The organism is Xanthomonas hyacinthi, from assembly GCF_009769165.1.
Taxonomy (GTDB): domain Bacteria; phylum Pseudomonadota; class Gammaproteobacteria; order Xanthomonadales; family Xanthomonadaceae; genus Xanthomonas_A; species Xanthomonas_A hyacinthi.
Window position 1 is genome coordinate 16,027 of record NZ_CP043476.1, and the last position, 13,403, is coordinate 29,429.

General features: G+C 69.3%; 7 protein-coding genes and 1 tRNA gene. 1 reads left to right on the forward strand and 7 read right to left on the reverse strand.

The features are described from left to right. The first annotated feature begins 77 nt into the window (after positions 1 to 77). Positions 78 to 152: transfer RNA gene (locus tag FZ025_RS00075), tRNA-Glu, on the forward strand. 159 nt (positions 153 to 311) lie between these two features. On the opposite strand, the gene FZ025_RS00080 is transcribed toward FZ025_RS00075, so the two are convergent. The 7 genes from FZ025_RS00080 to FZ025_RS00110 all read right to left on the reverse strand — a co-directional run bounded on the left by FZ025_RS00080 (position 312) and on the right by FZ025_RS00110 (position 13,376). Further along, on the reverse strand, positions 312 to 1,478 hold the full coding sequence (locus tag FZ025_RS00080) for an N-acetylmuramoyl-L-alanine amidase (RefSeq protein ID WP_046979252.1): 1,167 nt from the start codon (positions 1,476 to 1,478) through the stop codon (positions 312 to 314). Between the two features lie 386 nt (positions 1,479 to 1,864). Further along, on the reverse strand, positions 1,865 to 3,295 hold the full coding sequence (locus FZ025_RS00085) for a sugar porter family MFS transporter (RefSeq protein ID WP_046979253.1): 1,431 nt from the start codon (positions 3,293 to 3,295) through the stop codon (positions 1,865 to 1,867). Between the two features lie 94 nt (positions 3,296 to 3,389). Then, a complete protein-coding gene (gene xylA, locus FZ025_RS00090) occupies positions 3,390 to 4,730 on the reverse strand; it encodes a xylose isomerase (protein ID WP_046979254.1) in 1,341 nt (446 codons plus the stop codon). Positions 4,731 to 4,768: 38 nt separating this feature from the next. Beyond that, complete coding sequence (xylB, locus tag FZ025_RS00095) at positions 4,769 to 6,262, reverse strand: xylulokinase (RefSeq protein ID WP_046979255.1); 1,494 nt, start codon at positions 6,260 to 6,262, stop codon at positions 4,769 to 4,771. Further along, positions 6,259 to 8,661: a glycoside hydrolase family 95 protein gene (locus FZ025_RS00100; RefSeq protein WP_104558318.1), complete on the reverse strand. Its 2,403-nt coding sequence runs from the start codon at positions 8,659 to 8,661 to the stop codon at positions 6,259 to 6,261. Before FZ025_RS00100 ends, xylB begins: the two co-directional genes overlap by 4 nt. A gap of 37 nt (positions 8,662 to 8,698) precedes the next feature. Then, positions 8,699 to 11,602, reverse strand: coding sequence for a TIM-barrel domain-containing protein (locus FZ025_RS00105; protein WP_046981210.1), 2,904 nt, complete (start codon positions 11,600 to 11,602; stop codon positions 8,699 to 8,701). A gap of 52 nt (positions 11,603 to 11,654) precedes the next feature. Further along, positions 11,655 to 13,376 (reverse strand): DUF5597 domain-containing protein, encoded by a 1,722-nt coding sequence (locus FZ025_RS00110; protein ID WP_104558319.1) that lies wholly within the window; start codon positions 13,374 to 13,376, stop codon positions 11,655 to 11,657. Positions 13,377 to 13,403 lie beyond the last annotated feature (27 nt).

A 13,403-nucleotide genomic window follows, 5' to 3' on the forward strand; every position in this document is an offset into this window, starting at 1 on the left:
TTCCGTATCGAGTTGCGGGATTGCCGCCGGGCGGCTAGCCCCATATACTAGCGCCCTGCAATCGACGCGACCAATACGCTCCCTTCGTCTAATGGTTAGGACGTGGCCCTCTCAAGGCTAAAACAGGGGTTCGAGCCCCCTAGGGAGCACCATCGCCGCTTCGCCTGCAGTGAAACCCACAAAAGCCCCGCCTGCGCGGGGCTTTTGCGTTTTGGGCCTACGCCGCGGCGCGCCTCAGGCTCGCCTTGGTTGTGCCACCGCCAGTGGCCTTGGATCAGCACGGCGCCGTCGCAGCGCAGACCGACACCGGCTCAGGCAGGGTGGATCGGGAATGCCTGGAAGTAATCGTCGATGCCCAGTTGCAGCGACTGCGCCAATTCTTCCTGGTGGCGGTCGCTGACCAGCCGGCGGCAATCGTCGCCGTTGCTCATGAAGCCGGTCTCGACCAGCAGCGATGGAATGTCCGGCGATTTGAGCACCGCGAAGCCGGCCTGGCCGACCTCGCCCTGGTGCAGCCGGGTGACCTGCTGCAGGCGCCCGAGCATGCGCTTGCCGAACTGCAGACTGGTGGCGATGGTGCCGCTCATCGACAGGTCGACCAGCACCTTCGACAGCACCGGGTCCTTCTGCCGCAGATAGCGCGCGGCGACATTGCCATACTGGTCGGCGCTGTTCTCGCTGTCGGCGATCCAGCGCGCCAGCGCCGAACTGGCGCCGTTCTCCGACAGCGCGTACACCGAGGCGCCCTGCGCGCTGCGGTTGGGCGCGGCGTCGGCATGGATCGACACGAACAGGTCGGCCTTGCGCTGGTGCGCGATCACCACCCGCTCGTGCAGCGGCACGAAGCGGTCGTCGCTGCGGATCAGCGTCGGCCGGTAGCGCGGGTCGGCCTGCAGCGCCTGGTACAGACGCCCGGCCACGGCCATCGCCACGTGCTTCTCGTAGCGGGCATCGGCGCTGACCGCGCCCGGGTCCTTGCCGCCATGGCCGGCGTCGATGGCGACCACGCGCGGCCGCGACGGCGTCGCGATCGAGGTACGCGGCGGTACCATGATCGCGGACGCGGCCGCCATGGCGTCAGCCGGGCCGAGGTCGAGCAGCAGCTGCGGCGACGGCGCGGCGGCGGCGGCCTCCCAATGCGCGCTGGCCGCCACCGGCCGGCGCAGGTCCAGCACGATGCGCAGGCCATCGACCTGCGCCCCGCTGCGGATCGCGGCGACGACCGCGTCGGCCTCGGGCAGCAGGATCGGCGGCGCCGGCGCGGCGATCCCCGGCAGGTCGATCACCAGCCGCTCCGGAGCGGACAACGCGAACACGCGATAGTCCACCGCGGCGTCCAGTTGCAGGCGCAAGCGCAGGCGCCCGCCATCGGTTTCCAGCACGCCGCCGATCAGCCGCGGCGCCGACGCGGCGCGTACCCAGGCCGGCGCCAACAGCAATGCCGTGCCCGCCATCCCCAGCCATTCGCGCCGATTCATGCACGCCCTCGCCAAGGCATGCAGCGAAAATCGCGGACGCAGCCGGAATCGAACCGAAAGACGCAACCAGGCACTGCAGTGCTCCACGCCAATAATGTTACTAAGTAACATAACGCACGCGTGGCGCGATCGCCATCTCATCGCGAGCGGCAGTCAGGTGGCAGATGGGTGCACTGGTCGGCACAGGGTCGCAACGCTGTGCGGTCGCTGCCGTCGTCACGCGCGCGACGCGTGTCCTTGCGGCCGCAGCTTCAGTCCGGGTGATGCCGGCCGCCGCCATGGCGGCGGCAACGATACCGCGTGGCCGGCAAGCGTGCCGGGCGCGGCGCGCCTCGGCGGCGCAGCGTGCGCCGGCGCGACCACCAGGGCCGCGCCGGCGCCGGGGTTCAACCCTGCATCTGTTCCAGCTCGCGGCCCTTGGTCTCGTACACGTACTTGCGCACGAAGAACACCGAGATGAACGCGGCCACGGTGTAGATGCCGTAGGTGCCGGCCAGGCCGATGCTGCCGAGCAGGACCGGGAACGACGCGGTGATGGCGAAGTTCGAGGTCCACTGCGCCGCGCCCGCCACCGCCAGGCCGGAGCCGCGGATCTGGTTCGGAAACATCTCGCCCAGCATCACCCACATCACCGGGCCCCAGGACATGTTGAAGAAGATCACGTAGACATTGGCCGCGATCAGCGCCAGCCGGCCCATGCCTGGCGACATCGCCAGCTTGCCGGCCGCGTCCAGCGAGGCGCTGGCGAAGGCCAGGGTGACCAGCGCCAGCGACACCGCCATGCCGGCCGAACCGATCCAGAGCAAGGGTTTGCGCCCGATCCTGTCGATCAGCAGCACCGTGATCAGGCAGGCGCCGATGCTCAGCGCGCCGGACAGCACGTTGATCCGCAGCGAATCGCTTTCGGAGAAGCCCACCGCCTGCCACAGCACCGCGCCGTAGTAGAACACCACGTTGATGCCGACCAGTTGCTGGAAGGTGGCCAGGCCGATGCCGATCCACACGATCGGACGCACCTTGCCGGTGACCTTGCCGACCAGGTCCGACAGCTTCGGCTTGTGCTGGTCCGCGGCCAGCGAGGCGGAGATCTCGGTCAGCTTGGCGTTGGCCTCGCGCAACCCGTAGAGCCTGGTCAGCACCGCCAGCGCATCCTCGCGGCGGCCCTTGACCACCAGGTAGCGCGGGCTCTCCGGGATCGCCAGCAACAGCAGCAGGAACAGCAGCGACGGGAACGCCTGCATCCAGAACATCCAGCGCCACGCGGCCTGGCCCAGCCACAGCGGCTCGGTCGAGGCGCTGGCCAGCTTGACCAGCACGTAGTTGCTCAGGAACGCGCTGAACAGGCCGCTGATGATGGCGATCTGCTGCACCGTGGCCAGCCGGCCGCGATAGCGCGCCGGCGCGACTTCGGCGATGTAGGCCGGCGACATCACGCTGGCCGCGCCGACCGCGAAGCCACCCATCATGCGCGCGAAGACGAAGAAACCGGAGCTGTGCGCGGCGCCGGCGCCGAGCGCGGACAGCAGGAACAGCACCGCGGAGAGGATCAGCACCGCGCGGCGGCCGAGGCGGTCGGCCAGCCAGCCGGCGAAGAACGCGCCGATCGCGCAGCCCAGCAGCATCGAGGCGACCTCGAAGCCGGTGCCGGCGGCGCTGGACTGGAAGGTCTGCCGGAGGCCGTCGACGGTGCCGTTGATCACGCCGCTGTCGAAGCCGAACAGGAAGCCGCCGATGGTGGCGACGCAACTGATGAGGATGATGAGCCGCGTGTTCTCGCCTGCGCCATCGGCGCGGCGGTCTGGGGATACGCTGGACATGGAGTCACCTGGTGTCGTGCAGAAAGGAGAACGGCCATCGCGGGGGAGAGGACGCCACGGCCGGCGGCAGCGCGGCCGCCGGCCGTGGCGCGCATCAGCGGATCAGGTACTGGTTGATCAGGTTCTCGTAGGCTTCCTGGCGGCCGCTGAGCTGCTGCGGCGCGCCGGCCTTGGCCGCGTGCGCCGCCAGCTCCGCCAGCGTGCTGCTGCCGGCCGCGAACGCCGCGCCGGCGCCGCTGTCGAAGCTGCTGTAGCGCTCCGCGCGCCACTGCTCCAGCGGCGAGGCCGTCAGCAGCGCATGGGCTACTTCCAGCCCGTGCGCGAACGCGTCCATGCCGCCGATGTGCGCCAGGAACAGGTCCTGCGGATCGGACGACTCGCGCCGCACCTTGGCGTCGAAGTTCAACCCGCCCGGCGCCAGCCCGCCCTGGCGCAGCACCACCAGCATCGCCCCGACCGCGTCGTACAGGTCGGTGGGGAACTGGTCGGTGTCCCAGCCGTTCTGCGGGTTGCCGCGGTTGGCGTCGATGCTGCCCAACAGCCCGGCGTCGGACGCCACCTGCAGGTCGTGCTCGAAGCTGTGGCCCGACAGCGTGGCGTGGTTGGCCTCGATGTTGAGCTTGAAGTCCTGGTCCAGTCCGTGCTGGCGCAGGAAGCCGATCACCGTGGCGCTGTCGAAATCGTACTGGTGCTTCATCGGCTCCATCGGCTTGGGCTCGATCAGGAAGTTGCCGGTGAAGCCGATGCTGCGCCCGTAGTCGCGGGCGATGGTCAAAAAGCGCGCCATGTGCTCCTGCTCGCGCTTCATCTGCGTGTTGTGCAGGCTGGCATAGCCTTCGCGGCCGCCCCAGAACACGTAGTTCTCGCCGCCCAGTTCGACGGTGGCATCGAGCGCGGCCTTGACCTGCACCGCCGCGCGCGCGACCACGTTGAAATCCGGGTTGGTCGCCGCGCCGTTCATGTAGCGCGGATGCGAGAACAGGTTCGCGGTGCCCCACAGCAGCTTGATGCCGGTCTCGGCCTGGCGCTGCCTGGCGATGCCGACCATGTGCTGCAGATTCTTTTCGTACTGGCCCACGTCGTCGGCATCCGGTGCCAGATCGATATCGTGGAAGCAGTAGTACGGCACGCCGAGCTTGGTGAAGAACTCGAACGCCGCATCGGCCTTGGCCTCGGCGCGGCCCAGCGCGTCGCTGCCGGCGTCCCACGGATAGGCGCGCGTGCCCGGGCCGAACGGATCGGCGCCGTTGCCGCAGAAGCTGTGCCAGTAGGCGACGGCGAAGCGCAGGTGCTCGGCCATGGTCGTGTCGCCGATCTTCTTGTTCGCGTCGTAGACCTTGAACGCCAACGGATTGTCCGAGGCCTTGCCTTCGAACGCGATGCGGCCGATGCCCGGGAAGTATTCCTTGGCGCCGAGGTAGAGGGAGTGGCTCATGACGAAATCCTGGTGTGCGTTTGCGGCGGAAAAGTGGATCAGCCGGCGTAGAGCGGGCCAATGGCGTGCAAGTGCTTCAAGAAGGTCTGGTAGTGCGCCTGGTATTGCGCGCCGCGTTGCGGATCCGGCTGCGCCGACAGCGCGGCGGCGTCCTGCTGGTGCTGCAGCACCACCTCGGCCAGGCTGGCCTGGTCGCCCTGCGCATGGCCGTCGGCCCATAGCGCCTGCAGCGCGGCGCCGAATGCGGCGCCCTCGGCCTGCGCCGGCACGTGCACCGGCAGGCCGAACAGGTCGGCGATCAGCTGCCGCCAGCCGGCGCTCTTGCTGCCGCCGCCGGTGACGTAGATCGAATCGAACGCCAGCCCGGCGTCGACGAAGGCATCGAAGCCGTTGCGCAGGCTGTAGCTGGCGCCTTCCATCGCCGCGCGGTAGAAATGCGCCGGGGTGGTGTTGTGCAGGTCCATGCCGGTCATGCAGCCGCGCGCGGCCGGCAGGTTCGGGGTGCGCTCGCCGTTGAAGAACGGCAGCAGCACCAGCCCGCCGGCGCCGGGCGCGGTGGCGGCGAGCAAGGCCTCGCCCTGCCCGGTCTTGATCCCGAACAGGCGCGCGATGGTCTCGGTGGCCACGGTGCAGTTCATCGTGCAGATCAGCGGCAGCCAGCCGCCGCTGGACGAGCAGAACGCGGCCCAGCGCGCGGCAGCGTCGACCACCGGCCGATCGGCGTACGCGAACAGCGTGCCGGAGGTGCCCAGGCTCATCGTCAGCCGCCCCGGCACCACGTTGCCGGTGCCGATCGCGGCCATCATGTTGTCGCCGCCGCCGGTGGCCACGCACACCTCGCGCGGCAGCCCCAGGGTCTGCGCCGCCGCGGCGGACAGGGCGAAGGTGGTCTCGGTCGGCACCAGCGGCGGCAGCGCCGCGGCCAGGTCGCGCTGCGGGTCGATCGCCTGCAGCAGCGGCGCCGACCACTGCCGGCTGCGCACGTCCAGCCAGCCGCTGCCGGAAGCGTCGCCGAACTCGGTGTAGCGCTCGCCGGTCAGCCAGAAATTGACGTAGTCGTGCGGCAGCAGCACCGAGGTCATGCTGGCGTACGCCTCGCTGCGGTGCTTGCGCGTCCACGGCAGCTTGGAGGCGGTGTAGCCGGCCAGGATCGGGTTGCCGGCCAGTTCCACGCAGCGCTGTTCGCCGCCGGCGGCCTGCATGATCTCCGCGCACTCGCGCTGGGTGCTGGTATCGCACCACAGCTTGACCGGCGCGGTGACCTGCCCTTGCGCATCCACCGGCACGAAGCCGTGCTGCTGCCCGGACACCGAGATCGCGCGCACCTGCGCGCGTTGCTCGGAGGTGAGCGCGGCGAAGCAGGCGACGATGCCGTCGATCCACCACTGCGCCTGCTGCTCGCGGGTGCCGTCGTCGCGGCTGATCAGTTCCAGCGCATGCCCGTGCGTGGCGACCACGCGGCGGCTGTGCGCATCGTAGGCGAGCAGCTTGACGCTCTGCGTGCCCACGTCCAGGCCGATGTACACACTCATTGCCGCACCAGCCGATCGTCGTGCAAACCCAGGTGCATCGTCGCTCCAGGAGAAAGCTCGGCGGCCAGGGTGTGCCCGCCGTAGACCAGAGTGTAGTGTCCGCCGTGCTCGCTGCTCAGTCGCGCGTGCTGCAGGCGGCCGTCGCGCCAGGCCAGATCGACGCCGGCCGCGCCGCGTACGCGCAGGCCGCGCACCTGCCCCTGCGGCCAGGCCTGCGGCAGCGCCGGCAGCAACCAGATGCTGTCGCCCCAGCTCTGCAGCAGCATTTCGGTGATGCCGGCGGTGCCGCCGAAGTTGCCGTCGATCTGGAACGGCGGATGCGCATCGAACAGGTTCGGATAGGTGCGCTCGGGCGACAGCAGCATCGCCAGAATACGGTGCGCGTGCTCGCCGTCGTGCAGCCGCGCCCACAGGTTCAGGCGCCAGCCGAGGCCCCAGCCGGTAGCGCTATCACCGCGGAGTTGCAGCGAGCGCCGCGCCGCGGCGGCCAACGCCGGGGTGTCGCGCAGATTGATCTGGCTGGACGGATGCAGCGCATACAGATGCGAGACATGGCGATGGTGGATTTCCGGGGCCTGCATGTCCCAGTCCTGCTGCCATTCCTGCAGCTGCCCGGCGCCGCCGATGCGGTCCGGCGGCAGCTGCGTGCGCAGCGCCGCCAGGCGCTCGCCGAAGGCCGCATCCACGCCCAGCAACTCGCCCATTTTGATGCACTGCGCAAAAAGATCGCGCAACAATTGCGCGTCCATCGCCGGGCCGGCGCACAGCGCGGCGCCGAACGGATGCCGGTTCTCCGGCGACAGCGACGGGTTGGTCACCATCGCGCCGGTCTGCGGATCGCGCACCAGGGTGGCGACGAAGAACGCGGCCGCGCCCTTGAACAACGGATAGATGCGCTGCAGATAGGCGCGATCGCGGCCATAGTCCCAGCGGTCCCACAGCTGTTGCAGCAGCCAGACGCCGCCCAGCGGCCACAAGCTCCACTTCACGCCGTCGATCGGCCCGGCCTGGCGCCACAGGTCGGTGTTGTTGTGCACCACCCAGCCCGGCGCGGCGTACATCGCCCGCGCAGTGCGGGCGCCGGTTTCGGCGAGATCGAACAACATGGCTTGCAGCGGTTCCACGCACTCGTGCAGGGCGTTGGCTTCGCTGGGCCAGTAGTTCATCTCGGTGTTGATGTTGACCGTGTACTTGCTCTCCCACGGCGGCTGCATCAGGTCGTTCCAGATGCCTTGCAGGTTGGCCGGCTGGCTGCCCGGCCGCGAACTGCTGATCAGCAGGTAGCGGCCGTACTGGTGGTAGAGCGCGGCCAGCGCCGGATCGTGGCCGTCGGCGTAGCGGCGCACGCGTTCGTCGGTGGGCAGCTGCGCGGCGGCGCTGCTGCCCAGGTCGATCGCGACCCGGCGGAACAGGCGCCGGTGTTCGGCCAGATGCCGCTGCAGCAACTGCGCATAGGGCAGCGCCGCGGCCTTGCGCAGCTGCGCGGCGCTGAGCGCGAGCGGATCGCCGCCGACGTCGTCGTAGCGCCGGTAGCTGGTGGCCGCGGTCAGCAGCAGCAGCACCTCGTCGGCGCCGTCGATGCGAATCCGCCCGCGTTCGATCCGGGTCGTACCGCCAGTGGCGCGCGGCAGCACGCGCAAGGCGAAGCGCAGCCCGCCCTCGATGCCGGCGAAACCGCCATTGCGCCCGGCGAACAGCAGCGCGCCCTGCTCTTCCGTGACCTCGCCGGCCTGCGGGCTGTCGATGCCGATGCGCAGCGCGATGCGGCCGGGCGTGTCGCAGGACAGGCGCACCACGATGCACTGTTCGGTCGGCGAGACGAACACCTCGCGGACATGCGTGGCGTCGCCCGAGGCGAAGCGGGTGCTGGCCAGCGCGGTGTCCAGATCGAGTTCGCGCCGATAGCCGTCGATGCCGTCGGCACGGTCGTAGTCGAGCAGCAGATCGGCCAGCGGCTGGTACGGCATCTGCTTGCGCGGGCGCGACAGCATCTTCGCGTCGGCCAGCGCCTCGGCCTCGGCGTAGCGGCCGGCGAAAATCAACGCGCGCACTTGCGGCAACGCCGCCAACGCGTCCGGCGAGGTCGCATCGTAGGGCTGGCCCGCATACAGCGTGTCTTCGTTCAACTGCAGGCGTTCGTGGGCGATGCCGCCCCACACCATCGCGCCGAGCCGGCCGTTGCCGACCGGCAACGCCTCCACCCATTGCGTGGCCGGGCGCGGGTACCACAGGGTCAGCGCGGCCGGATCGGCAGGCGCTGCCGCTACCGCAGCGTCGGCCGCCGACGGCGTGCGCTCGGCGGGCGCAGCTGCGCCCGCCGCGCCCGGCACGGCAAGCCCGGCCACCAGGCCGCCGCCGATCGCCTTGCACAGTGCGCGGCGGGTCAGCGCGATGCTCACCCTGCGTCCCCGCGCGGATTGGCGTACGCCGCGGCCATCACTTCGCCTTGCCGTCCTTGCGCTTGACGCCCTTCGCCGCCTTGCGCGCCACGCTCAGGCGCTTGCCGCTGTACTGCACGCTGCTGTCGGCCTTGGGCTCCAGCGCACCGGTTTCCTCACGCACACCATCGACGAAGCGCACGTTGATGCTGCGCTTGGCCAGCATGCCCGGCCAGTTGCCCTCGCGCGCGCCGATGGTCAGCACGCCCTTGGCCTGGTTCCAGCGCAGCGGAATGCGGCTGAATTCGCCCTTCTCGTAGCCATAGCCCTTGCCGTCGTCCTCGTACAGCGAGAACTGGCCGTCGGCGCCGGTGTAGACGACCACAGTCAGCGGCGCGTTCGGCACCTCGTCCACGTATTGCTGCACGGTGGTGGTGGGCACGATGGACCCGGCGCGCACGAACAGCGGCATGCGCTGCAGCGGCGCGGCGGCGTCGATGCTCTGGCCGCCGTCGTAGCGCTTGCCGCTGTTGAAGTCGATCCACGAGGTCCCGGCCGGCAGGTAGACCTGACGCGAGGTGGCACCGAAACGGGTCACCGGGGCGACCAGGAAGGCCGGCCCGAACAGGTACTCGTCGTTGAGGTCGATGACCTTGGGATCGTGCGGGAAGTCCATCGGCAGGCCGCGCATCATGCTGCCGTCGCGATGGTAGGTGTCGCCGGCGAGCGTGTAGATGTACGGCAGCAGCGCATACCGCAGGCGGCTGTAGTAGGCCATGCTGGCGTAGTACGGCGTGCCTTCCGGGGCGATGTTCCAGATCTCGCGGAACGGGAACTGGCCGTGCGAGCGGAACAGCGGCACGAACGCGCCGAACTGGAACCAGCGCGTGTTGAGTTCGCGCCATTCGGTCTGGTGCGCCGGGTCCTGGTCCTCGTAGCGCTTCTCCACCGCGAAGCCGCCGATGTCGAAGGTCCAGTTCGGCAGGCCGGACATGGAGACGTTGACGCCGGCGGAGATCTGGTCGCGCATGTCGTCCCAGCGCGAGACGATGTCGCCGCTCCACACCGCCACCGCATTGCGCTGGGTGCCGGCATAGCCCTTGCGCGAGAGGATGAACACGCGCTTGCCGTCGGCGGCGCGGTCGCCGGCGTAGACGCCATGGGTGTGCGGCAACGGATAGGAATTGAAGAACTCGGTGGACGGGCCCAGCGCGGTCGGCGTGGTGCGCGCCTTGCGCTCGCCGATGTCCAGGTTGGAATGCACGTCCGGCTCGTCGGCGTCCATCCACCACGCATCGAAGCCCTTGCTGTTGAGCTTTTCGTTGATCTGCCGCCAGTAGATCGCCTGCGCGTCGGCCGAGTACGGGTCGTAGAACGAGTTCTTGTAGCCCTTGCCGATCCAGTCCAGCTCGCCGACCTCGACGTTGCGCTTGTACATGTGCCCGGCGGCGTCGAGTTCCTTGTAGTTGGCGGTGGTCGGATAGAACTTCGGCCAGATCGAGATCATGATCTGCGCGTGCAGGTCGTGCACCGACTTGACCATGCCGTCCGGATCGGGGAAGTGCGCCTTGTCGAAGTCGTGCGAGCCCCACGCGTCCTGCGGCCAGTACGACCAGTCGAGCACGATGTTGTCGATCGGCAGCTTGCGCTTGCGGTACTCGGCCAGCGCGCCGAGCAGTTCGTCCTGGCTCTTGTAGCGCTCGCGGCTCTGCCAGAAACCGTAGGCCCACTTCGGCAGCAGCACCGCCTTGCCAGTCAGTTCGCGGTAGCCGGCGATGACCTGGTCGGCATCGGCGCCGGCGACGAAGTAGTAGTCGATCATCTGCCCGGCCTCGGACCACAGCGACAGGTCCCTGGCCTCGGCCGCCGGCAGCGGGTCGCGGTGCAGCAGCGCGATGTAGCTGGGGTCGATCAGGTCCCACTCGACCTTGATCGTGTGGCGCTGGCCCGGTTGCAGCGCCAGGGTGAACTCGTTGTGCCACGGGTTCCAGTTCTGGCGCCAGCGGTCGACCACCAGCTTGTCGTCGACCCACAGCTTGGCGTACTCGCTGGCGTACAGCGAGAAGCTGTGCTCGCCGCCGCGCATGGCCTCGATCTCGCCTTCCCAGCTGACCTGCATGCGGCGCTTGTCGCTGGGCTTGGCCTTGTCCGGATACTTGGCCAGATCCTTGAGGTACTGGTAATTGAGTTCCTTCTCGCGGCGCTCCAGCACCTGCTTGCCGTTGACCGAATAGCGCGCGGTCAGCGCACCCGGCTTGCCCTTGGCGTCGTACAGTTTCAGCGAGGCCGGCAGCGGCTGCAGGCCGCGCGGGTCGCCCATGCGGGTGATCGAGTTGTTGTCCCACAGGATGCCGTAGTTGCGGCTGGAGACCAGGTACGGCACCGCCAGGTCGATATTGCTCTGCAGCAGCTCGACGTTGCGGCCCTTCTGGTTCATCCAGCCCTGCTGGTGCTGGCCGAAACCGTAGAAGGCCTCGTCGTCGGGCGAGGCGAAACGCTGGCGCGTGCTCAGGTAGGATTTGCCCTCCACCTTCAGCGGCGCGAAGCTGCGCCCGCCGGCCACTTCCGCCAGCAGCGGCTTGCCGGCGGCATCGGCGAAACTGACATGGCCATCGACCGTGGACACCTGCGCGGTGACCTTGGCGGTCCTGATCCGCACCGTGTCGCCCTGCTCGTCGAACTGGTACGCGGTATCGCCCTGCACCGGCACCGGCACCCGCATCAGGCTCGGGGTGCGCTTGAAGTCGCCGTCCGGATCGGCGCTGATGCGGATGATGCCGCTGTCCACCACCTGCAGGCGCACCGGCGCCGCCCCCCTGGCGCTGGGATGCACGGTGACGCCGTCGGCGTCCTGCTTCACTTCCTGCGCATTCGCGCCGGCGGCGAGCACGGCCAGCGCCAAGGCCAGCAAGTACGGCAGCGGCTTCAGCGCCAGGCGGACGCGGCGGTTCGCGTTGTGCATGTTCACTCCCTCAGTGGCGGTGACGGCGCCGCACGCTGGCGGCGCCCAGGTGTCAGTAGGTGGCCAGCTTGATCTTCAGCACTTGCGGCAGGTCGGAGAAATTGACGCCGTAGTCGGTCTGATCGCCGTTCCAGTTGCGCTGGAACCGCCACTGCGTGTCATCGTAGAAGCCTTGCTCGACCCGGTCATAGACCATGTTGGCGGTCGCGGCGCTGGCCGGGTGCAGGGTCACCCGCACGTGGTAGCCGGTGACCAGGAATTCGTCCGGACCCAGTTCGGCGATCAGCGCCGCACCGCGCGGCTCGGGGTTGCCGGGCGGCGTGCCCTTGAACCAGAACTGCGGCACGCCGTAGGTGATGGTCGCGCTCCAGCGTGCGTTGAGGCGCAGTTCCTGCACCGGCTGGCCGGGTTCCTCGGCGGTGCCGTGCAGCTTGCCTTCGGAGGCGGCCTTGGCGAACGCGCGCATGCCCAGACTCACCGCCTTGAAGCCCAGCGCGAACGGCGCCAGGGTCGGCTCGTCGACCTTCTTGGCGCCCAGCGGCCAGTTGGAATAACCGCTGTAGTCGATGCCGAACGTCGACCAGCCGATGCCGTCGTGGCCGAGCGCGGCGTACAGGTAGCGCGCGTACTCGGGGCGGTTGCCGGTCTCGGCCACGAACAGCGGGTTGTCCGCCCGCGCATAGCGCTCGAGCACGGTGACGTACGGCGTGTAGTCGGGCAGGTAGATGTCCGGCGCCAGCAGGTCGATGTGCGGCGCGGCCGCCTTCCACACGTCGAGCACGTTGTCGGTGGGGCCGCCGCTGGCGTACTGGCCCGGCTGGCCGGGATTGAACGGGCCGCGCAGCGCCGCGTTGACGTACATCGGCAGCGGGTACTCGGCCTTGCCGGCCGCGGCCACCTGGTCGATGAAGCGGCCGATATGCCAGGCGTGGAAGAACTCGTCGGCGTCGGCGCCGAACACCTGCGCCCAGCTGCCGGGGGGCTTGCCCAGCTTCTGCAGCAGCGCTTCGGGCACCGGACCGTCGAAGGCCTGCTGCGCCAGCGGCGAGAAATCGCGCACGCTGCCATAGGTGCCCGGCTCGTTCTCCGGCTGCACCATGATCACGGTGCGCTGCGGGTCGGCCTGCTTGAGGTGCTTCATGAAGGCGACGAAGGCCTTGCGGTCGGCCTCCAGCGTGGCCGGCGCCAGCGGCGACAGCGAGCCGAGCGCCTTGCCGTCGCGGGTGATGACTCGGGGGAAGCGCGTGTTGTCGGTCTTGACCCAGTGCGGCGTGTAGGCCGGGCCGTTGTTCTTCCAGGTGCCGAACCACAGCAACACCAGCCGTACCTTGTGCTCGCGCGCCTGCGCCAGCAGCGTGTCGACGAAGGAGAAATCGAACTTGCCTTCCTCCGGTTCCACCTGCTCCCAGGCGATCGGCACCTGCACGCTGTTGGGACCGAGGAACTGCATCGCCGGCCACACCTGCTGCAGCGCGACCGGATAGTTGCTGGAATTGTTGACCTGCGCGCCGAGGATCAGGAACGGCGCGCCATCCACCAGCAGCGTGTGCTTGCCATCCGTGCTGAGCAGTTGCGGGATCGGCGCCGGCGTCGCCGCCGCCGCTGCGGCGCTGGCCTGGCCCGCAGCGGGTTTGGCGGCGCCGCGCTTGGCCGCGTCGGCGCCGGGCGGCGCCTGCTCCGGCACGCATGCGGCCAGGCCGAAGGCGAGCGCCGTGGCCAGCAGCGGGCGCCAGTGGCGGCGTGCGAGGAACGTGCGCGAAGCGAGGGAAGGCATGCGGATAGGACTCCGTGTCGCCAGGGA